The following is a 21,277-nucleotide window of genomic DNA, read 5'->3' as shown; positions in this document are numbered from 1 at the left end:
CTGGCGGGTTTCAGGCCGGGTCCCAGACCAGGCAGCGCACGGGGGTCGGGTTGTAGGCGTTGCACGGGTTGTTGAGCTGCGGACAGTTCGACACCAGCACGACCAGGTCCATCTCGGCGCGCATCTCGACATACTTGCCGGGCGCGGAAATGCCGTCCTCGAAGGTCAGGCCGCCCTGCGGCGTGACCGGCACGTTCATGAAGAAGTTGATGTTGCTGGCAATGTCGCGCTTTTGCAGGCCATACGGGTTGGTCGCGATGGCCGCCATGAAGTTGTCGCGGCAGCTGTGCATGAAGCGTTTTTCCAGCGCGTAGCGCACCGTATTGCTTTCACACGAGCAGGCGCCGCCGAGGGTGTCGTGGCGGCCGCAGGTGTCGGCGACGATGGTGAGCATCGGCTTGCCTTCGCTTGACATGAGCCGGCTGCCCAGTCCCAGGTACAAGCTCGCCTGCGCCTGGATGGTGTGCGTCAGGCTGTAGTGTTCTTCCGGGTCCTCGGCGTTGAAGAACAGCGTGTCGACGGCCTGATTGCCTTCAAGATCGACAATCCGGAAAATCTGACCCTTGGCGAGCCGCTTCATCCACGGCTCGCCAGCGGGAATAATTTCGTCCAGGGTGGCCTGCGCAGGGTCGAGTGCGCTGGCCTGAGTCGTGACTGACATGGTGGGTTTCCTTGGAAGGGGGGGCTGGAAGAAAGGATGCGATGAACGGCGCTCTGGGTTACAGGAACCAGCGCTCGGTGTTGATGAAGCCCCGGCCGTTTTCGGGACACGACAGGCGGCACACATCACTGACGCCGGCCGTGCCCGAGCGCCAGGCCGTGAGCTTGACCGCGCCCGGGGCGTAGTTGGGCGCCGGGTCCAGCGGATGCGGCGCGGCAGACAGCACCACCAGCACATTCATCTCGAAACGCAGGTCCACCTGCTGGCCGGGCTGGCGGTGGCGGGTGTCGAACTGCAGTTTGCCTTGCGCATCGGCCGTGACCTTGCTGAAAAAATTGACGTTGGCACCGACATCGCGGCGGCCCAGGCCCCACTTGTTGAGCTCCACCAGCAAACCATCCTGACCGCTGCGGAACATGCCGTTGCGGTGCGCCTGGTAGCGCGCTTCGCCATATTTTTTCCGGACACCTTCGGCATCGAGCACGCCGCAAAAGGTGTCATGCCAGCCGCAGGCATCTTCCGGAATAGAACACAGCACGCGACCCATGTCGGAGTAGCACACATGGCCCTTCGTCAGGAAGGCGGTGTGCTGTGCCTTGAGCGTGTCCGGCATGTTGTAACGTTCGGTCTTTTCTTCCTGGTTGAAGAACAGGGCCGCCACATTGGCGCTGCCACTCAGGTCGGTCAGCCGCAGCGTGTTGCCGCGGCGCAGGATGCCCGACCAGTGACAGCCACCGGGCAAGGCTTCTTCCCACAGCACACGGTCTGGCGCGAAGGTGGACGAAGTCTCGGGCACGGCCGTGCGGGCCAGTGGCGGCAAATTGGCGAAAGACGTTTGCATGGCGGTATCGCTTAAATGAGTTGATGAAGCAGGTGGCAAGCGGTTCAGGCCGATACGCTCTGCACATTGAGCTTTTCGAGCAGGTCCAGGTCGGTGGTGATGCCGGTGCTTTCACGAATGCGCGCCAGAATCTCGGCGCGCAATTCGCGAAATGGTGCCGAGTACTTCATGTCCTGGGTGCGCTGGGCCGGAAGGGGCACCGGGAAAATGCTGTGGATGCGACCGGGACGCGGCTGCATGAGCACCACGCGCTGCCCCAGGTAAACCGCCTCCTCGACGTCGTGGGTCACAAACACGATGGTGGTTTTTTCGACCCGGTGGATGTGCAGGATCAGGTCGTGCATGACCTCACGCGTCTGCGAGTCCAGCGCGCCAAACGGCTCGTCCATCAGCAACACCGACGGACGGCCCATCAGCGCGCGGGCAATGGCCACGCGCTGCTGCATGCCGCCCGACAGCTGGTTGGGGTAGGCGTTGCGCACCTTGCCCAGGCCGATCAGGTTCAACAAGGCATCGGCACGGCCCGAGGCGGCCTCAACGTCGGACGAGGTCAGGTTCTCACGGTTGACCTGAAGCTGCCGGCTGAACTTGATGTTGTCGATCACGTTGAGCCACGGGTACAGGCTGTAATGCTGAAACACCATGGCCCGGTCCGCACCGGGGCTGTTGATGCGCTTGCCATCGCAGAGCACCTCGCCGCTGGTACGGTACTCCAGCCCCGCCAGGATGCGCAGGAGTGTGGACTTGCCGCAACCGGATGCGCCGACCAGCGTGATGAACTCGTTGTCTTCAATGCTGAGGTTGACGTTGTCGAGTGCAGGCACGGGGCTGGCCGCGCGCTCAAACACCTTGCCGACATTTTGGATACTGACCTTGGACATGATTTACCCTCTCGCTTGTGCCCAGGGATACAAACGCCGGTGCAGCCAGCGAAAGCCCTGATCCATCAACAGGCCAATCACCCCGATGAGGATGATTCCGCCAAAAATCGTGTCGGTTTTGAGGTAACGCTGCGCCTTCAGGATGGCGTAGCCCAACCCCGAATTGGCCGCCACCAGTTCAGCCACGACCAGATACGTCCAGGCCCAGCCCATCGTGATGCGCAAGGTGTCCAGAATCGCCGGTCTGGCCGACTGCGCCAGCACCAGGCGGATCATCTCGAAGCGGGTGGCACCCATGGTGAGGGCCGCTTCAATCTGCGCCATGGGCACCAGCCGGACGTTTTCGGCCACCATCAGCACCATCTGGAAAAAAGTGCCGATGAAAATGATGGAAATCTTGGCGCTTTCGCCAATGCCCAGCCACAGCATCACCAGCGGGATGAAGGCCACGGCCGGCATGTAGCGAATGAAATCGGTCAGGGGCTCCAACAATGCTTCCACCGGGCGGAATGAACCGATCAACAGGCCCAGCGGCAGCGCCAGCGCGGCAGACAGCGCAAAGCCGGCAGCGACCCGGTAGATACTGATGGCGGCATCGCCCATCAGGTCATCCTCCAGCAGCCATGACAGCATACGGGTGAAGACCTGGACCGGTCCGGGCAGGAAAACCGGATCGACCCAGCCCGATGCAGAAAGGGCGGCCCAGGCGGCAAACGGAAGAAACAATCCGAGCGCGGCAAACAGCCAGTATTGCCGGCGGGATAAATGGCCCGCGACGCGCCAGATGCCTGGGCGAGCGGGTGGCAAGGGTTTTTCGGACAATACGGGCTCCAAAAGTTGAAGGATCAAGGCAAGAGAGGACGGCAATACACACCATCTCCTCCCGGGCTTTTGTCCCTCCGTGGAGCCGCAGCGACTGCGGCCGACAGCTCTCGGACCAGACAGCGCCATTCGTCATGGAGCCCGGAACCCTAGCGGTCTAGCAAGCAAAGCGGCGCTGTAATCAGCACGACACCTCTCTTGCATTCAAACAAGCAACTTCAATGCCAGATGTTTCGTGATGCCTGAAACCCGGTCTTGGGCCATGGCCGTCGTCCTCATGGGCATTCGCTTTGTTCAAGTTGTCAGAGATGCACCAATAAAGGACAAAACGCCCCAATAGGAGGCGTTTTTGCGGGATGGTGGTCCTTGTTTTCACCTGTCCGACCTAGGGCGAAAATCTGATGGTTGCTACTGAATCAATAGCTGCTTACACATATGTAGACTGCGCAAAAGGCATTTTTTATTAAAAAATTCGTTTTATACGCAGACCGAATGCGCTCTAAACGTTTGATTCCGCGCAACTCCATTCGAGGATCTGCCAGGGACCGGCTGAAAAACCACCCGTGATGCTCGCCTGGGATTCAGACTCGCGCCGCAGCACGCAGGGCAGGCTGCGGCCTTCCATTGCGGGCAGGGTGGAGCGCTCAATCGTCCACCGGCCGGCCTCCAGAACGCCAAAGGAAATCTCAAAATCCAGCATCTCCCGCGCCAGTGCAGGATGATGGGCGACCAGATCGGCCAGCGACTGTCCGGGCGGCCTGTCGTTCGGCCAGGCCATGCGCCGCGGGCGAACCTGGACAAAATAGCGGCCCGCCACCAGTACCCGCGCCTGGGTATCGCCGCCCGCGCTGTCCAGTCCGCCCAGCACGATCGTTTGCCCCGTCGAATCCGGCAGTCGCTCCCAGACCTCCAGATACGTTGCGTGCAAGCCGGTCTCGATGACGCGGTCGGGCGCTTCAAACACCATCAGCCCCGCATCCGCCGCTGCCTGGGGCGGCTGAAAGTCCATGCGGCGATGCCAGGTGCACACCTCGCCTGGCGCTTCCTGCGTCACCGCTGTCACGCCGCAGAAGCCCTGCTGGGATGCCCGCATGTGCGCCGTCGGCACGCCGCCCTGCCGTGCCGACTCGGGAATGCGCAGATCTGCATGCCAGGCGCTGGTCTGCATCCAGGACACAAACGTCGTCACATCCCGGAGTTGGGGCGTCTCCAGCAGTTTGCGGATCCAGACGCCACGGTAATGATCAGGTACCGCGTTCATTCGCAGGCCAGCGGAAAAGTGGGCAATGTACGGTAAAACGCCATGTCGTGGTTCGGCCAGATGTGCGCACCGGTCTCCCGGGCCAATGCCTTGAGTTTGCGGATGCTGTCGATTGCCTGTTGCTCGCGCCCCTGCCACAAGGTGCCCGGTGCCACTTCGTCGTCCAGGTTTTCCTGCAGGTCTGCGGCGTCACCGGCCAGCAAAACCGGTGGTCCCTGGGGCAACTCGATCAGCATGGACATGTGGCCCACCGTGTGCCCCGGGGTCGCGATCGCCTGCACGCCGGGCAACAGGGTATATTCCCCGCGCTGCAGACGGAACTGCAGGGGTGCGCCCGCATCGTCAACCAGGTCGTCGGAAAAGATTGCCTTGTCGGCACCGCTGCGGGCGACGTCCATTTCCTCGTGCTGCACATGGATCTCCGCCCCGCAGCCACAGCGGCGCAATTCCTTGAGGCCGCCCGCATGGTCGAAATGCAGGTGGCCGATAAAGACCACATCCACATCGGCGGCCGTGAGTCCCAGGCGCGCCAGGTGGTGGGGAATGCGCTGCTCGTCGCGCATCTCGGGCGCACCGAACTTGAACACGGCGGGATTGTAGTAACGGTCCCGGGCCACCGGGTCGCTGATCTTGCCGTGGTCACAGCCGACGTCGTAGAGAATGCGGCCGTTCGTGGTTTCAAGCAGGTAGGCCAGGATGGGCGCCTCGATCTGCTGCCCTCGCCCCCGGTTGAACGTCGAGATGGATTTGTCGTAGCGGTAGGTCCCTGTCAGCAGCGGCCATAGTTTTTTCACTTGTGTCATGCAATGCCTTGGTGGGTGGATGCCGCCCGCAGGGCGGCGAGCAGTTGATCGGTTGCGACCACAGCGCCGAAAATTCCGCCCTCGACACCCAGCATGGCCAGTGCGGGTGCCTGCAACGCCGGATCACTCGCAGCGGTGGCGTCGCCCACCGTCACGCAAGCATAGCCACGGTCCACCGCTTCGCGCAACGTGGAATGCACGCACACTTCGGTGGTCACACCGCACAGGATGAGCTGGCGGATGGTGCGGCTCTGCAGCACCTGGGCAAGATCGGTCTGGTGAAAGGCGCCATAGCCCGGCTTGTCAATGACCACTTCGCCTGCGACGGGCTGCAACTCATCAATGAAGTCGTGGCCATATTCACCGCGCACCAGCAGGCGACCCATCGGCCCGGTACTGCCAATGGCCGCGCCCGCCCTCAGGCTGCGCCGCATCTTTTCGGGCGGGCAATCGGAAAGATCGGGCCGATGGCCCTCACGCGTGTGCACCACCAGCATGCCCGCTGCGCGCGCCGCATCCTGCAGCCGGCGTATGCGAGCGATGGGCTGCGCCAGTCGCGCCACGTCCAGACCGGCGCGTGCTGCATAGCCCTGCGGGCTGCAAAAATCACGCTGCATGTCGATGACCAATAACGCCGTTGTTGCCAGGTCCATCGGACCGTCAGGGTGCTCCACGAACGCCTGTCCTTAACGAAAACCGTTTTTGATCGCCTGGGCGATGCGCACAGACACTTCCTGCGCCAGCAGGCGACCCTTGATGGCGTCCGAACCCCTGGCCGAAGACAGCACGCCTGACGGCGGAACCCAGTCGGTGCGCGGGGGGTACATGTCGTAAGGCGGGAAGTCGGCCGGGCCGTCGTCGGGAATCAGGTCCAGGCGCACCAGCGAGGGGTGGTAATGCAGCATCATCGACGTTTCCAGCACGGCTGCGTGCTCCAGCGCGAACCCGGGAAAGCCCTGTGGAAAGACGTCCGCCAGCGTTTCGGGCGTCATGAAGTCCCAGTATTCCAGGCGCATGACTTCCAGTTGCGTGCCGGGGCCGGCATCGCGCAAGCCCAGGTCGATGCCTTCAATCAAAAACCACTGGTTTTCATAGTGCCCATTCACGATCACCAGCTGGGTGACGCCATGGCGGGCAAACTCGCGCACCGCGTCGCGCACCGAGCCAATCAGCGTGGCGGCGTCCACGCTGGTGGTGCCGCAAAAATGCTGGCCACCGCCGCACTTGGGTTGTGACTTGTAGCCATAGGACAGCGTGGGTGCCACCAGCCCGCCGACGCGGGCCGCCGCGTCGGCCGCCACGGCCGCCGACAGCAAGCCGTCAGTGCCCAGCGGCAGGTGCGGGCCATGCTGCTCCAGCGCCCCCACCGGCAGCAAAATGGGCGGCTTGTCAGTCGCCATGCGGGCCTGGTAATCCAGCCAGGACAGCTCGTTCATCCAGACGGTGCTCATGGTGCTTCCTTCACAACAGTAGTTAAAGACGGCGGCGCGCCCGTGTCCGTGGCCTCGATCAGTGCGGCGCAGGCAATCAGGGCGCCCCCCACCCATTCCATGGCAGAGAGTTGCCCGCCACCCCACCAGGTGGCGGTCAGCACGGCCACCAGCAATTCGGCCAGCATCACGACACCGGCGCGGCCGCTTTCCATGTGGGTGACGCCAAATTGCCAGGTGGCCGTGGCCAGCAGCATCCAGCCAAACCCGTAGGCCAATACCGCCATTGAGACGAACAGAGAAACGGCAGGAACAGCTGCACCCTGGCCCAGCACCCAGGCGCCCGACAGCACGCCACAGCCGAGAAAAACAGCCGCTGTCTTGGAACGGACGGGAATCGCCTGCCCGGCCCGTGCGATCACGTTGTTGCCTGCAAACGCCAGGCCTGCGGAGAGCGCCAACAGGTCGGCGACGCTCAGCGCGGTGGCCAAGGCCTGGGTGCCGCCCAGCACCAGCCAGAGCCCGGCAAGGGCCACGGCCACGGCCGCCTTGCGCCGCGTGCCCACCTTTTCGCCCAGAAACAGCCAGCCACCCAGCACAGACCACACCGGCGACAGGTAAAACAGAAACATTACCCGCACCACATCGCCGAGCATCAGCGCGTTCACAAACGAGGTGTTGGCCCAGCCGCCCACCAGCGCCAGCGCCAGCAGCAGTCCCGCCTGAGGCCGCCAGGCGGCCCGTTCCCGCCAGAGCAGTACGGAAAGAACCACGCCTACCGGGCCGTACACCAGCATGGACAGAACCGGGCCTGCCAGCCCGACGCCCACAAACTGTTTCAAGGGCCACCACGACAGCCCCCACAAGGACGAGGAAAACAGCAGCACCAGCAGAGGCAGCGAAGGCGATCGAACGGGCAGGGATGAAACAGACATGGAAACTGAAGTGGGTTCGGCGTCAGGCCATCACCGAGCCGCCGTTGGGGCCCAGCACCTGTCCGCAATAAAAGCGTGATGAATCGGAAGCCAGAAACAGCGCCGTGGCGGCGATCTCCTGCGGCTCGGCAATGCGGTGTTGCGGAATGTCCAGCTCCCTGGCCATCCATTCGGGGCTCATGGATTCCGGTGAGACCATGGCCGTGTTCACGGGTCCCGGTGCGATGGCGTTGATGCGGATGGCCGGCGCAAACTCGCGCGCCAGAGACCGCGTGATTCCAATGACGCCCGCCTTGGCGGCACAGTAAGGCGCATAGTGGGCGCGCCCCAGTACCGCCAGGTCGGATGCCATGTTGATAATGACCCCGCGCTGGCGCGCCACCATGGCGGGCAGGAATGCGCGCGACATCAGGAACACCGATTTCAGATCGGTAGACAACATCCGGTCCCAGTCTTCTTCGGTGGTTTGCAGAAAAGGCTTTTCCTGGATGATGCCGGCGTTGTTCACCAGCACATCCACCGGTCCGCACGTGCGCTGAACCTGCTCGGCCATGCGGACGACATCGCCGGCCTGGCTTACATCGGCCTCAACCACCCATGCCCGCGCCCCCGTATCCTCGATCTCACGCGCCAGTTCGCCGGCCAGCGCGGCGCGGCCCCAATGGTTGACCACGACCGAGGCGCCCGCCTGTGCGAATGCCAGCGCAATGGCGCGGCCGATACCGGTGCCAGCCCCGGTGACCAGCGCCATGCGCCCCGACAGAGACAGCGTGAAGGCGGCCGACATCAGCTCATCACCTCGCCGTTGCTCACCACAATGGCCTGACCGGTCAGGGGAGCGGCGTCTGCACTGGCCAAAAACAGGTAAATGCCCGCAATGTCTGCGGGCGCCAGCATGTTGGGCAAAGCCTGTTGCGACAGCAGCTCGTGCTCAATCTCGGCTTCACTGCGCCCTTGCTGCCGGGCCATGCTGGCCAGCGAGCGCATGGCCGCGTCGGTGCGAATCCAGCCGGGGCAAACCGCATTGACGCGAACACCGCGCGCAGCCAGCTCGAATGCCAGCGACCGCGTGAGCCCGATCACCGCGTGCTTGCTGGCCGCGTAGGCTGAAAAGTCGGCCACGCCGGTCTTGCCCCAGATCGAGGACTGGTTGATGATGCTGGCGCCGGAGCGCATCAACGGAAGCAAGGCACGGGTCAGTCGCACCATGCTGACCACATTGTTGTCGAGCAGGCCGGCCCAGCGCGCCATGGCATCAGACGCGCTGCTGTCCAGCGGCGTGGGGTACTCGACGCCTGCGTTGTTGACCAGCACATCCACCCCGTCCCATTGCCTCTGCAAACGGACCGCCAGGGCAGCCACCTGCGCGTCGTCGCCCAGATCACACACCGCCGTTCCCACATCCGTGTGCGCTGCCAGTGCATTGGCCAGGCACTGCAGCGCTGCGCCATCCCGGTCCAGCAGCATCAGGCGTGCGCCCTGCTGTGCAAACGCCTGCGCCAGCGCGCTGCCAATGCCGCCCCCTGCGCCGGTGATCACCACGGTCTTGCCTTGCAAGGCGTAACTGGATTTCAACTCACACCGCCGTCAGGAATGACACCCCCACGGCGCCGACAAAACCGTCGGCGCGCCCGTTCACGCCCAGGGGCTGAACCGCGCCGTAGTCGCTCGACAGCACGCGCTTGACGCGGTTGGTGTGAAAGCTGCGCAGCAACTCCCGCACCGTGATGACCTGCGCGTGCTGCACAGGGTACAGCTCGCGGTGAAAGGCCGGCAGGCGGTGCCACGGCGCCGTGGGCCGCTCATGGTGCGCGTTGTGGAACCCAAAGTTCAGCCAGACCAGATTGAGCCATGTGCTGTCCAGGCTGACGATGTCGCTGTAGGTATTGGCCTGCTCATAGGCGCGGTCACGCACCTTGTCTGCGGGTATGGGCGTCTCGTCCAGGATGGGATAGGCATCGTAGGTGTGCTGAAAACAGTCGGCAAAGCGCAGCACGGTGACAAACACCAGGTAGGCGGCAAAGTACAGCAGCAATGCCTTGACTGACCACCAGCCCAGCGCCGCCAGCAGTGTCAGGCGAACTGCGGCAATGGCCAGCACCCGGCCTCTTGCCGCCCGCTTGCGCGCGTCGCGAAAAGGCAGCACCAGGACAAATGCCCGCATCAGGAACTCAACGGCGGGAAAATAAGCCCACTCCAGCGCCAGCACGGTGTGGCGCGACCAGGCCGGGGCGCGCAGCAGGAAACCGTGCACGTCAAAGGTGATCACATCGGCCCGCTCCACATGGTGGCGCATGTGTTTGCGACGCATGTCGGAGAACGTGGCGTAGCAACTGCCGTTGATCCAGCTCATCAGCGTGCCCCAGCGCTGGTTGGCCGCCGCCGTCTTGAAGATGGCCTGATGGGCAAATTCATGGATGAAATAGGCGGACCAGATCAGGGTCTGCGCCACCAGCAAAAACCCCAGCGCATTCAGCGCCCAGTTCGACGCGCCCAGCAGCGCCACGCCGGCGCCGTAGCCCAGCAGCGTGATGCTCAATGCGGCCACATTCGGCCAGACGCCGTCGGGATAGCGAAAAAATTGCTTCATGACCAGACCTTTTCCTTTGTTCGCCGGAGCGCAGCGCCGCTCAACAGCGCTGCGCTCCGGGCGGGCTTACTTCTTGGCGAGGGCGCTGACGAATTGCGCATCAAACGTGGTTTCGATCGGCGGCACCGTGGTGATCTGGCCCTTGGCCTTGAGCAACTGGCCGATGACGTCGCCGCTGGCATAGTACGAAGTCGTTTCCTTGGCCTTCACAAAAGCCTTGGGCATTTCGGCCAGCGGAATGTTGTACACGCCAGCGAGCTGCTCCTTGACTTCCTTGGGCGTGACACCCATGAATTTGCCGATGATCTTGGCCGACTCTTCCGGCTTGGCCTTCATGTAGGCCAGGCCATCGAGGTAGGCTTTCATGATGCCGGTGATCTCTGCCGGCCTGGTCTTGATGGCCTGGTCGTCAAACACCAGCACGTCGGCAATCAGGCCGGGGGCGTTTTTCGAGGAATACACCACCTTGAACTTCTTGCCGCCGCCCTGGCCGAGAATCTGCGAGAGGCTGGGCTCATACGTCACGCCGATGGGCATCTGGCCCGAAGCCATGGCCGCCGGCACCGCCTCGGGCGTCATGTTGACGGCGGTGATGTCCTTGTCGGTCATGCCATTGGTCTTGAGCGCGTAAGACAGCAGAAAGTCCGAGGGAGACAAGGGATTGAAGCCCACCTTCTTGCCTTTGAAGTCGCTCACCTTGGTGATGCTGCTGTCCGCCACGATGGCATCGCCACCGTTGGAGTAGTCGATCGGCATCACCACTTTCTGCCGCTTGCCGCTGGCGGCCTGGCCGACCACCTGGTCATAGGTGAGCATGGCGCCATCAACGGCGCCCGAAGCCATTGCGGAAGGAATCAGGGCCGGGTCATTGAAGACCTGCAAAGACACCTTGAGGTTGTATTTCTTGTACAGGTCGAGCGCGTCCGCCACATAAAAAGGCCCGTAGCCGATCCAGACCACCGTGCCGATTTTCATGCTCGTCGGAGCAGCGGCAACGGCCGATGCAGCCGCCAGAGCGACCGCCACACCGAGGGCGGGCTTGAACAGGCGACCCAGCAGCGACGCCTTGCCGGCAGGGGAAAGGGGAAAACCAGATGATTTCATGACGAGGCTCCTGAAGTGAATGACGGGCACAGGAAATACGACTTGTACATCGTTCTCCCGGGCTTTTATCCCTCCGTGGAGCCTCTTGCGAGGCCGGGCCACTCTCGGACCAGACATCAGCCGAATTCATCCTTCGGCGACCGGAACCCTAGTGACCCTACGCGAGTAGGATTTGCGCTTCTTCTGCACAAATCGCCTTTCTTGCGCAATCAGCGCACGCAATACGCGTGCCATCTTTATGGCAGGCATGTGTCCTCGCCAGCGCCTGCATTTCGCACCAACTTAGACAAACCAGGTGCGTTTTGCCCTTGTCCCGGTAGCGCTGCGCCTTGTCGTGGTGCAGGGAAAGATCCGGACCCGCTTTGATCCTTGCACGTTCATCAAGCAGCGCTGGCGGCGTGATGCCTGGAGAAAAAAAGGCGCCAGCCTTTGGATTGAAAAATTCCAGATACTGGCGGGCGCTCTCAGCTATTCATTCGATAGCACAGGATAGTCGGTGTAGCCTTCGGCGCCGCCGCCGTAGAACGTCGCCTTGTCGGGCTCGTTCAGCGGCGCGTCCAGGCGCAGCCGCGTGACCAGGTCCGGATTGGCAATGAAGGGCTTGCCGAAGGCGACCAGGTCGGCGCCGTCCTTCAGGGCCTGCTCGGCCGTTGTCTTGTCGTAGCCGTTGTTGACCATCCAGGCGCCCTTGCCACCTGCCGCGCGGTAGGCGGCCTTCAGCGCTGCGTAGTCGAACGGGCGCTCGGGCAGTTCGCGCGCGCCGCCGGTGGCGCCGACGATGATGTGCACATAGGCCAGGCCGAGCTTGGCCAGCTGCCTCACGACGTACTCGAACAGTGGCTGCGGGTCGCTGTCAAAGGCATCGTTGGCCGGCGTCACGGGCGACAGCCGGATGCCGGTGCGGCCGCCGCCAATCGCGTCCACGATGGCGCGGGTCGCCTCCAGCATCAGGCGCGCGCGGTTTCTGACAGGGCCGCCGTAGTCGTCGGTGCGCTGGTTGGAACCGTTCTTCAGGAACTGGTCGAGCAGGTAGCCGTTGGCAGCATGGATTTCCACGCCGTCGAAACCGGCCGTGTCCACCGCATTGAGCGCCGCCGCCCGGTAGGTGTGCACGATCTCGGGCAGTTCCCCGGCGTCGAGCGCGCGCGGCTCGGACGTGGCCACGAAGGTCGGCACGCCGTCCCGGATCAGCACCGTCTTGGTCTTGGCGGTGATGGCCGAAGGCGCCACCGGCCGGCCGCCGTCCGGCTGCAGGTCGCAATGCGAGACGCGGCCGACGTGCCAGAGCTGCACCACGATCTTGCCGCCCTCGTCATGCACCGCCTGGGTCACGTGTTTCCAGCCGTCGAGCTGCTCGGTGCCGTAGAGGCCGGGCACATCGGCATAACCCTGGGCCTGGTGGCTGATGGCCGTGGCTTCGGTGATGAGCAGGCCTGCCGTGGCGCGCTGGGTGTAGTACTCGGCCATCAGCGGCGTGGGAATGGCATCGGGCGCGCGGTTGCGCGTCAGCGGCGCCATCACGATGCGGTTCGCCAGCAGAAGATCGCCGGTCTGGACAGTGTCGAATAAAGAGGGCATTGGATTTCCTGGTTCTGGTGTGAAAAGGCAGGCCGCCGGCCAGAACTGAATCACAGGCGTGCTGCACAGGATCGGCTTGCCTGGGCTGTCTGGCACACGGCAAGCCTTGAGAAAACTAGGTACCGATTGTGAACCCGGGCATGCGGCGCAGCGCACCCTGAGCTTGTTGATTCTGGGCAAGGAAAACAGCTTTTGCCCGAGGTTTACGATTTGACCATCGGGCCATAATGGCATAGAAAATTTCGTCATTCCGCGGTCATTCAATCATGTGACGATAGGACCGCCCGACCGTCGTGCGGGCGGCGACATCGCTTTGGGCAAAGCGATGTCCTACAAAGCGAGAGGGGTCGCGCTTATTCTGAAAGCCGGCATGCTTTTTTAAGATACAAGTCGTCATCCTACGGATGCTTGTCACTGATTTATGTGTGCCCGGGCTTGTGTCCAAGTCATTGAAGGGAACTAAAAATGGTCAAGTACGCCATTATTTTTGCGCTAATTTCACTGATCACCGGCGCCTTGGGGTTCAGCGGCGTCGCCGCCGGGGCCGCAGGCATTGCAAAGGTCTTGTTTGGACTGTTTCTGATCCTGGCGCTGATTTTCATCGTGCTGGCGGCCCTGGGCGTGGGCGCTGCCAAGAAAATGATGAAGTGATGGAGCCCGCCGACAGCAAGCCGCCCATCTCGGCCGTGTCACGGTTGAAGGACCGTATTTTCCAGGGCTGGTCGTCCCGGGAAGAGTCCGATGAGCCTGCGAGCCACCCCGTGCCGGCTATCGCACCCCAGCGCCCGGTCGGGTTTCCCTCCCGGATCGCCGAGTTTTTGCTGGTGTTCCGGCTCAGGGCGCGCCGCCGTTCCACGCTGTCTGCGGACATCCTGGAGCGCGCCGTTCGCGTCGTGTTCGTGACCTGCAAAAACTGGTTTACCGGCACCGATTCGCCCACTCCCCCGCCACGCAGGCATGATTAGCCGGCCGGCGGCTCACGCCCCCGGCCTTTTTTGTTTGCCCCACAGGAGCCACCCATTCCATGCATACCTCTTTGGTTGACTGCCTGCTCGAATACGAAGTGAGCAGCCCGGCGCATTTTCTGCTCAACATTGGCGCTGCGTTCCATCCCGGCCACGAAGTCGTCGAGGAGCGGCTGACCATCACGCCCAGCATGAAGGTGCGCCATTTTTCGGACGAGCGCAGTGGCAACCGCTTCATTCGCCTGGACGCGCCCAAGGGTGTCCTGACGGTCAATTACCACGCCAGGGTGCACCTGCATCCGGCCCTGCAGCCGCTGCCCATGGACGAAACGCCTGTCAGCGCCCTGCCCGACGACGTGCTGCACTACCTGATGCCCAGCCGTTATTGCGAATCGGATTCGCTGCGCCGCGTGGCGCAGCAGCTGTTCGGCCACCTGCCGCCGGGCATGGGCCGGGTGCGCGCGGTGGAAAGCTGGATTCACGAATCGGTCGACTACCAGCCGGGCACCACCCCGCCGCACAGCACCCAGCCGACCACCACGGCGCAGGACGTGTTCGTCGAGCGCGTCGGCGTGTGCCGCGACTTTGCGCACCTGGCCATCACGCTGTGCCGGGCGCTGAACATTCCGGCGCGGCTGGTGGTGGGCTATGTGAGATTTGCCGAACCGCCGCAGGACTTTCACGCCGTGTTCGAAGCCTGGCTTGACGGCCGCTGGGTGCTGTTCGATGCCACGCGCAGGGCGCCCATCGACCGGCTGGTCCGCATCGGCACCGGCCGCGATGCCAAGGACGTGGCCTTTGCCACGATTTTTGGCGATGTGACCATGCGCTGCATGGCCATTACGGTTGATGAGGGCGATGTGCCGGCTGACGGCACGGCCACCGACGCGCCGCCGGCAACGCCGGTCAGCGCGGCCTGAGCTTTAGCGCCAAACCCCGGCTCGACAGGGGTTTGAAGAAGCGGTGGTTTGCTATAAAAAAAATAGCTTCATGCCCCCACTCTGATTGCACCACAGGCCGATTTTATTCAAAAATAACGCCTTTGGCCCCTGCCCGCCGTGCCAGGCTTCACTGCACAGGCTTGTCAGCGGTTTTTGCCGATTCCCCGGACAGGCCCGAGGCCTGAGGCGCCCGGATGCCGATGCGCTTGCGCCATCGCGGCTGCATTCGGTTAATTTGATTTCACCGCCCCGCACAAGCTTGATTGCATTCCACCTCACCGTGTTGTGCGCCGGCTTTGCTGGCCGCGCGTCTGCACGGACCGGGCTTGCCCTTCATGTTGACGATGAATCCCGAAATGAACCAAGGGTTTTCACTAACTTCTGTGTATGGCAGCCCGGGTACGCAGGCTTGCCGCAATCACGGAGTCCCAGCCTTGCATTCGACATCCAATGATGATAAGTCTATACAAATCAAGCACTTGCATTCGTTTTTGGGGCGTCAGAACGCTGGCATCAGGCTTGCTATCTATTCCCTAGTCAAAAACCAGCCGGGCAACCGGGCCACAAGACCTAAAAAGCACAAACCCATGACAACACAAGCCATGAAAGCCAGGGCGATGGCTGAGCCAGTGCGCGCCTTTCATGCCTGCGCCGCCAGCGCTGTGACGGCCAGCATCGAACCCCCCTTTACCGTCTAACCAGGAGACATTGATGGAACAAAATTCCACCCCCAAGCCCTTTTATCGCTCGCTCTACTTGCAGGTCATCAGCGCCATCGTCATCGGTGTGCTGGTGGGGCACTTCTATCCCGAAACCGGCGCGGCCATGAAGCCGCTGGGCGACGGCTTCATCAAGCTGATCAAGATGATCATCGCGCCCATCATCTTCTGCACCGTGGTGGTCGGCATCGCCGGCATGGAAGACATGAAGAAGGTGGGCAAGACCGGTGGCCTGGCGCTTTTGTACTTCGAGGTGGTCAGCAGCATCGCGCTGGTGGTCGGCCTGGTGATCATCAACCTGGTGCATCCCGGCACCGGCATGAACATTGATGCGAGCACGCTGGACACCAAGAGCATCGCCGCGTACACCGGCCCGGGCAAGATGGTCAGCACCACCGACTTCCTGCTCAACATCATCCCGAACACGGTGGTGGATGCGTTTGCCAAGGGCGAGATCCTGCAGGTGCTGCTGATTGCGGTGATGTTTGGCTTCGCGCTGCACAAGTTTGGCGGCCGCGGCACGCTGGTGTTCGACTTCATCGAGAAGACCTCGCATGTGCTGTTTTCCATCGTCGGCATCATCATGAAGGTGGCGCCTGTCGGTGCGTTCGGTGCGATGGCGTTCACCATCGGCAAGTACGGCGTCAGCTCACTGGTGTCGCTCGGCGCGCTGATGGCGACCTTCTACGCCACCTGCCTGTTCTTCGTTTTTATTGTGCTCGGATTGATCGCGCGCTTTCACGGCTTCTCGATCTGGAAGTTCATCAAGTACATCAAGGAAGAGCTGCTGATCGTGCTGGGCACCTCGTCGAGCGAGACCGTGCTGCCGCGCATGATGGCCAAGATGGAAAACCTGGGCGCCAAGAAGTCCGTCGTCGGCCTGGTCATTCCCACCGGCTACTCGTTCAACCTCGACGGTACCTCGATCTACCTGACGATGGCGGCGGTGTTCATCGCGCAGGCCACCAACACGCCGATGACGCTGATGCAACAGATCACGCTGCTGCTGGTGCTGCTGCTGACCTCGAAGGGTGCGGCGGGCGTGACCGGCAGCGGCTTCATCGTGCTGGCGGCCACGCTGTCGGCCGTCGGCACGGTACCGGTGGCCGGACTGGCGCTGATCCTGGGCATTGACCGCTTCATGTCCGAAGCGCGCGCGCTGACCAACCTGATCGGCAACGGCGTGGCCACGCTGGTGGTGGCCAAATGGACCGGCGACCTTGACACCGACCGCCTTCACCGTCAGCTCAACCAGGAAACGGCCGCTGAAGCCGACGAGCCGGAAGCCGTGCTCGACGTCACCGAGACGCACCTGCCCGTCGTGGCGGGCTGAGCACGGCTTTGTCCGTGGCGCGCTGCGCGCGCTGGCGCGTCTGAGCATGCGGCGCATCGCCCCGCAGCACGTCCAGCGGCGTTGCGCTGGCCGCTGTCCCGCTGTCCCGCTGTCCGCTCCCCTTTTTTTCCCTTCGTCTCCGTGCGCCATGATGGGACCCCGTCCCGGGTCTGGCCTTGTCCAAAGGCCTGATGCGCCGGCCAGCGGCGGCCTGCCCCGATACCGCTGCGTGCGCCGGGCCGATGCACAATCGGCAGCCATGGCCACGGTGCGCCGAGGCAACGGATACAACAGGAACGGGGGAAGGTTTGAGCACAATCAACCGCAGTGGCGCGGGCCGGCGGCTGGGCGCCTGGCTGGGGGCAGGACTCACGGTGGCGCTGGTCGCGGCCGTCGGCTACCTGCTGGCCACGCGCGCCGGGATGGTGCAGCTGCGCGAAGAACAGCGTCACCGGCTTGATGTGGTGTCGGCATCGCTTGACGGCGAGCTGGCCCGTTTTGAATACCTGCCCTCGCTGCTGGAGACGAGCCCCACCGTGCTCAAGCTGCTGGACCGTCCCGGAGACAGCGGTTTGCGTGAAGAGGCGAACCAGTACCTGCGCCGCATCAACGACGCCGCGGGTGCCAGCACCCTTTACGTCATTGATGACCAGGGCCTGACCCTGGCGGCCTCCGATGCCGCCGACCCAGGCAGCCCGCTGGGCGCCAACCTTTCGTTCCGACCCTACGTGCGCGATGCGCTGACGCACGGACGGGGACGTTTTTTCGGCGTGGGCACCACCAGTGGCAAGGCTGGCTACTACCTGTCATATGCGCTGCGACAGGATCAGCGCCTGCGCGGCATTGCCGTCGCCAAGGTCAGCCTGGCGCAGACCGAGGCCGCCTGGCGCCGCCTGCCCGGAGAGATGGTGGTGGCGGACGCGCTGGGCGTGGTCATTCTCTCGACCCGTGGCGACTGGAAGTACCGGCCGCTGGCGCCCTTGTCCGCCAGCGCGCTGGCCAGCGTTGCGCAGTCGAAGCCCTATGGCAGGTCCGGGATGCACCTGTTGCGCTGGCAGTCGGTGGAAACGATGGTGTCCGGGCTGAGCCGGCTTGACGTGCAGGGCGAACGCTTTGTCGCCAGCAGCCGGACTTATGGCCCGATGCACTGGCAGGTGTTTGTCCTCGACGACGCAGCGCAGCTGCAGGAAACCGGGCTTGACGGGGCGCTGACCGCCGGGCTGGCGGCGGCCTTGCTGCTGCTGGCGACCATGCTGGTCTTGCAGCGGCGGCGCACGACACGCCTGACGCTGGCCAGCCAGTCGGCGCTGCAGGCGGCCCACGACAGCCTGGAGTCTAAGGTGGCCGACCGTACCCGGGAACTGCGCGCCGCCCAGAACGAGCTGGTCCATGCCGGCAAGATGGCGGTGCTGGGCCAGATGTCCGCCGGCATGGTGCATGAACTCAACCAGCCCCTGGCGGCCCTGCGAACGCTGTCGGACAACGCCGGCGTGCTGCTGGAGCAGCAGCGGCTGGACGACGTGCGGGGCAACCTGCGGCGCATCGCCCTGCTGGTGGACCGCATGGCCCGCCTGACCCTGCAGCTCAAGTCGTTTTCCTACAAGTCAGCGATTGCGCTCGCGCCGGTCGGCATCGAACAGGCGGTGGCCAGCGCCCACCTGATGGTGGTGCAGCGGCTGCGGGAATGCGGCGCCACGCTGGAGGTGTCGATAACGCCGCCCGACCTGGCGGCCCAGGCCGAGGCGGCCCGGCTGGAGCAGGTGCTGGTCAACCTCTTCGGCAACGCGATTGACGCCATGGCGCAGGCCACCGTGCGTTGTTTGCGGGTCGAGGCCTGCGCCGCCCAGGGGCGTTGCCGCCTCACCGTGACCGACACCGGTCCGGGGGTGCGAGCGGACATTTTCCCGCGCCTGTTCGAGCCGTTCACCACCACCAAGCCCATGGGCCAGGGGCTCGGCCTGGGGCTGATGATCTCGGACCACCTCCTGCGCGAGCTGGGCGGGACGCTGCAGGCCTGTAATCTGTCACAGGGCGGCGCCTGTTTCACCCTTGAGCTGCCGCTCGCCGAAATGTCAAAGGAAATCAAATCATGAGCCAGGCGCCCGCCATCAAGGTCATCGTTGTCGAGGATGACGAGGACGTACGCGTCGGTTGTTCCCAGGCCCTGGAGCTGGCGGGGTTTGGCGTCAAGCCGTATGCCAGCGTCGAGCAGGTCAGCCCTGCACTGGGTGTCGGCGAGCCTTGCGTGGTGCTCTGCGATGTCAAGCTGCCCGGCATGCAGGGCACCGAGTGGTTGCGCAGCCTTCACGCCATGGACCCGGAACTGCCGGTGATCCTGGTGACCGGCCACGGCGACATTTCCATGGCGGTGCAGGCCATGCGCGAGGGCGCCTATGACTTTGTCGAGAAACCCTGTTCCTCCGAGCGCCTGGTGGCGGTGGTCCGGCGCGCCGCCGACAAGCGCGCCCTGACCCTGCAGGTGCAGCAGCTGCGCCACCAGCTGGAGAACTGGCACGGCATTGAAGCGGTCCTGATCGGCCGTTCGCCGCAGATGACACGGGTGCGCCGCACCGTCCTGTCGCTGGCGTCCACACCGGCCGACGTGGTGATTTATGGTGAAACCGGCACCGGCAAGGAACTGGTAGCGCGCTGCCTGCATGACCACAGCCACCGGCGGCGCGCCCACTTTGTGCCGCTGAATTGCGGCGGCCTGCCCGAGGCGCTGGCCGACAGCGAATTGTTTGGCCACGAGGTGGGTTCGTTCACCGGCGCCACCAAGATGCGCGTTGGCAAATTTGAATACGCGCAGGGCGGCACGCTGTTTCTTGACGAGATCGAGAGCATGCCGATGTCGGTGCAGATCAAATTCCTGCGTGCCCTGCAGGAGCGCAGCGTGGAGCGGGTGGGATCGAACAAGCCGGTGGCGATTGATTGCCGGGTGATTGCGGCCAGCAAGGAAGACCTGAAGCTGCTCAGCGACCAGCAGAAGTTCCGGGCGGACCTGTATTACCGCCTGGGCGTGGCCTTTGTCGAGCTGCCCCCGCTGCGCGATCGCCGCGAAGACATTCCGCTGCTGTTCGAGCATTTCGCGCTGCTGGCCGCCAGCCGCTACCAGCAGGCCGCGCCTGCGCTCACCAGCGGGCAACTGGCCGAGTTGATGGCCCATGACTGGCCCGGCAACGTGCGCGAACTGCGCAACGTGGCCGACCGCTTTGTGCTGGGATTGACCATAGACCACTTCAACCTGGGCGCGCAGCAGGGCGACATGCCCCATACCCTGCCCGAACAGGTGGAGCATTTTGAGCGCGGCATGGTCATTGAAAGCATGCGGCGCCACCATGGCGAGGTCGGGGTCGCCGCCCGGGCGCTGGGCCTGCCCAAACAGACGCTGTACGACAAGCTGCGCCGGTTCCGGCTCAGCGCCGAGGAATTCAAGACCCCTTGATACCCGGCCGGGCGGCTTTCAGCTGGCGGTCCCGGTTCGCGGCTCCAGTGCCCAAGCCTGGCCATGCTGCGCACGACCGGCCGCAACGCAATGGCGCCGACCCGGTCGCTCCGTTCAGGTTCGATAGCTGGTGTCGAGGCGCTCCAGCTTGCGGATCAGCGAAGGCCATACAAAGGCGCCGCCCAGGCCGCCGGTCTGTACACGCATGGCTTCGGACACGCCCTGGACGATCAGCGGGTTGACCGGTGTCAGCGCGCCGCCGCCGGCCTGCGCGTCCACCTGGATGCGGCAGGTGGCCTCAAAGGTGTACATGCTCAAAAACGCATCGGCAATCGACTTGCCGACGACCAGCAGGCCGTGGTTGCGCAGCACCAGGAAATTGGCGCGGCCCAGGTCGGCCTGCAGGCGCGGCTTCTCGTCGTCCCGGAAGGCCACGCCTTCGTAGCCGTGGTAGGCCAGCGACGCCAGCACAAAGGTCGACTGCTGGCTGATCGGCAGGATGCCGCCGGCCTGCGCGCTGACGCCCACGCCGGCCCGGGTGTGGGTGTGCAGCACGCAGGCGGCGTCTGGCCGGGCTTCATGCACCGCGCTGTGGATGACAAAGCCGGCGGGGTTGACCGGAAACGGCGAGTCGATGACCTTGTGGCACTGCTCGTTCACCTTGACCAGGCTGGACGCGGTGATCTCGTCGAACATCAGGCCGTAGGGGTTGATCAGGAAATGGTGCGCGCCGGCGCCCGAGACCGACTCGGGCAGTTTGGCGCTGATGTGGGTGAACACCAGGTCGCTCCAGCCGTACAGTGCGACCAGCCGGTAGCAGGCCGCCAGGTCGCAGCGCAGCTGCCATTCTTCGGCGCTGACCGCGCCGTGCAGGGAAGGAATGTTCATGGGGTGCTTTCTGGAATATGCGTGGTGGGGTCCGAGAGGCTACAACGCCTGCCGCCCGGGCCGGTGTTTCCCGCGCGACA

General features: G+C 63.8%; 22 protein-coding genes and 2 riboswitches. Of the genes, 7 read left to right on the top strand and 15 right to left on the bottom strand.

All coding sequences use genetic code 11. The features are described from left to right. Positions 1–10: 10 nt before the first annotated feature. The 14 genes from IWX85_RS16665 to IWX85_RS16600 form a co-directional block, all read right to left on the bottom strand. Positions 11–661, bottom strand: coding sequence for an urea amidolyase associated protein UAAP2 (locus IWX85_RS16665; protein ID WP_036807534.1), 651 nt, complete (start codon positions 659–661; stop codon positions 11–13). Positions 662–719: 58 nt separating this feature from the next. Continuing rightward, positions 720–1,502: an urea amidolyase associated protein UAAP1 gene (locus tag IWX85_RS16660; RefSeq protein WP_051984172.1), complete on the bottom strand. Its 783-nt coding sequence runs from the start codon at positions 1,500–1,502 to the stop codon at positions 720–722. A gap of 44 nt (positions 1,503–1,546) precedes the next feature. After that, the gene (locus IWX85_RS16655) at positions 1,547–2,383 is read right to left on the bottom strand and encodes an ABC transporter ATP-binding protein (protein ID WP_196870462.1); all 837 of its coding nucleotides are present in this window, start codon (positions 2,381–2,383) and stop codon (positions 1,547–1,549) included. 3 nt (positions 2,384–2,386) lie between these two features. Then, positions 2,387–3,205 carry an ABC transporter permease gene (locus IWX85_RS16650; RefSeq protein ID WP_231379879.1) on the bottom strand — a complete coding sequence of 273 codons (819 nt, stop codon included), beginning with the start codon at positions 3,203–3,205 and terminating at the stop codon, positions 2,387–2,389. Between the two features lie 56 nt (positions 3,206–3,261). Next, a riboswitch (guanidine-I (ykkC/yxkD leader) is annotated at positions 3,262–3,369 on the bottom strand. A gap of 335 nt (positions 3,370–3,704) precedes the next feature. Next, positions 3,705–4,466 (bottom strand): hypothetical protein, encoded by a 762-nt coding sequence (locus IWX85_RS16645; RefSeq protein WP_196870460.1) that lies wholly within the window; start codon positions 4,464–4,466, stop codon positions 3,705–3,707. Then, positions 4,463–5,269: an N-acyl homoserine lactonase family protein gene (locus IWX85_RS16640; protein WP_036807528.1), complete on the bottom strand. Its 807-nt coding sequence runs from the start codon at positions 5,267–5,269 to the stop codon at positions 4,463–4,465. The genes IWX85_RS16645 and IWX85_RS16640 overlap by 4 nt, the downstream gene beginning before the upstream one ends. Beyond that, the gene (locus IWX85_RS16635) at positions 5,266–5,943 is read right to left on the bottom strand and encodes a cysteine hydrolase family protein (RefSeq protein WP_370584314.1); all 678 of its coding nucleotides are present in this window, start codon (positions 5,941–5,943) and stop codon (positions 5,266–5,268) included. Before IWX85_RS16635 ends, IWX85_RS16640 begins: the two co-directional genes overlap by 4 nt. A gap of 12 nt (positions 5,944–5,955) precedes the next feature. Next, positions 5,956–6,720 (bottom strand): creatininase, encoded by a 765-nt coding sequence (locus IWX85_RS16630; RefSeq protein WP_196870459.1) that lies wholly within the window; start codon positions 6,718–6,720, stop codon positions 5,956–5,958. Next, entirely contained in the window at positions 6,717–7,634 is a 918-nt protein-coding gene (locus IWX85_RS16625) for a DMT family transporter (protein WP_051984170.1), read from the bottom strand. The genes IWX85_RS16630 and IWX85_RS16625 overlap by 4 nt, the downstream gene beginning before the upstream one ends. Before the next feature lie 22 nt (positions 7,635–7,656). Beyond that, positions 7,657–8,421, bottom strand: coding sequence for an SDR family NAD(P)-dependent oxidoreductase (locus tag IWX85_RS16620; RefSeq protein WP_036807522.1), 765 nt, complete (start codon positions 8,419–8,421; stop codon positions 7,657–7,659). Then, complete coding sequence (locus tag IWX85_RS16615; RefSeq protein ID WP_231379877.1) at positions 8,421–9,209, bottom strand: SDR family NAD(P)-dependent oxidoreductase; 789 nt, start codon at positions 9,207–9,209, stop codon at positions 8,421–8,423. The genes IWX85_RS16620 and IWX85_RS16615 overlap by 1 nt, the downstream gene beginning before the upstream one ends. A 1-nt stretch (position 9,210) precedes the next feature. Next, positions 9,211–10,224: a fatty acid desaturase gene (locus IWX85_RS16610; RefSeq protein WP_196870458.1), complete on the bottom strand. Its 1,014-nt coding sequence runs from the start codon at positions 10,222–10,224 to the stop codon at positions 9,211–9,213. 66 nt (positions 10,225–10,290) lie between these two features. Next, positions 10,291–11,328 (bottom strand): ABC transporter substrate-binding protein, encoded by a 1,038-nt coding sequence (locus IWX85_RS16605; protein WP_081932512.1) that lies wholly within the window; start codon positions 11,326–11,328, stop codon positions 10,291–10,293. A gap of 52 nt (positions 11,329–11,380) precedes the next feature. After that, positions 11,381–11,491: riboswitch (guanidine-I (ykkC/yxkD leader) on the bottom strand. Positions 11,492–11,796: 305 nt separating this feature from the next. Beyond that, a complete protein-coding gene (locus IWX85_RS16600; RefSeq protein ID WP_196870457.1) occupies positions 11,797–12,906 on the bottom strand; it encodes an alkene reductase in 1,110 nt (369 codons plus the stop codon). A gap of 465 nt (positions 12,907–13,371) precedes the next feature. Between IWX85_RS16600 and IWX85_RS16595 the strand changes: the two genes are divergently transcribed. The 7 genes from IWX85_RS16595 (at position 13,372) to IWX85_RS16565 (ending at position 20,309) form a co-directional block, all read left to right on the top strand. Beyond that, complete coding sequence (locus tag IWX85_RS16595; RefSeq protein ID WP_036807510.1) at positions 13,372–13,557, top strand: DUF1328 domain-containing protein; 186 nt, start codon at positions 13,372–13,374, stop codon at positions 13,555–13,557. Then, on the top strand, positions 13,554–13,871 hold the full coding sequence (locus IWX85_RS16590) for a hypothetical protein (protein ID WP_196870456.1): 318 nt from the start codon (positions 13,554–13,556) through the stop codon (positions 13,869–13,871). The genes IWX85_RS16595 and IWX85_RS16590 overlap by 4 nt, the downstream gene beginning before the upstream one ends. A gap of 59 nt (positions 13,872–13,930) precedes the next feature. Continuing rightward, positions 13,931–14,791 carry a transglutaminase family protein gene (locus IWX85_RS16585; protein WP_196870455.1) on the top strand — a complete coding sequence of 287 codons (861 nt, stop codon included), beginning with the start codon at positions 13,931–13,933 and terminating at the stop codon, positions 14,789–14,791. 377 nt (positions 14,792–15,168) lie between these two features. Next, positions 15,169–15,510 carry a hypothetical protein gene (locus IWX85_RS16580; RefSeq protein ID WP_231379876.1) on the top strand — a complete coding sequence of 114 codons (342 nt, stop codon included), beginning with the start codon at positions 15,169–15,171 and terminating at the stop codon, positions 15,508–15,510. A gap of 13 nt (positions 15,511–15,523) precedes the next feature. Beyond that, complete coding sequence (locus tag IWX85_RS16575; RefSeq protein WP_036807500.1) at positions 15,524–16,864, top strand: dicarboxylate/amino acid:cation symporter; 1,341 nt, start codon at positions 15,524–15,526, stop codon at positions 16,862–16,864. Between the two features lie 308 nt (positions 16,865–17,172). After that, positions 17,173–18,957: an ATP-binding protein gene (locus IWX85_RS16570; RefSeq protein ID WP_231379875.1), complete on the top strand. Its 1,785-nt coding sequence runs from the start codon at positions 17,173–17,175 to the stop codon at positions 18,955–18,957. Further along, positions 18,954–20,309 carry a sigma-54 dependent transcriptional regulator gene (locus IWX85_RS16565; protein WP_196870453.1) on the top strand — a complete coding sequence of 452 codons (1,356 nt, stop codon included), beginning with the start codon at positions 18,954–18,956 and terminating at the stop codon, positions 20,307–20,309. The genes IWX85_RS16570 and IWX85_RS16565 overlap by 4 nt, the downstream gene beginning before the upstream one ends. 114 nt (positions 20,310–20,423) lie before the next feature. Here the strand turns inward: IWX85_RS16565 and IWX85_RS16560 are convergent, their stop codons facing one another. Further along, positions 20,424–21,197 carry a class II aldolase/adducin family protein gene (locus IWX85_RS16560; RefSeq protein WP_196870452.1) on the bottom strand — a complete coding sequence of 258 codons (774 nt, stop codon included), beginning with the start codon at positions 21,195–21,197 and terminating at the stop codon, positions 20,424–20,426. Positions 21,198–21,277 lie beyond the last annotated feature (80 nt).

The organism is Polaromonas sp. CG_9.11, from assembly GCF_015752225.1.
Classification (GTDB): domain Bacteria; phylum Pseudomonadota; class Gammaproteobacteria; order Burkholderiales; family Burkholderiaceae_C; genus Polaromonas.
Note: the sequence above shows the minus strand (reverse complement) of the source record. Positions and strands in the feature narration are given on the sequence as shown.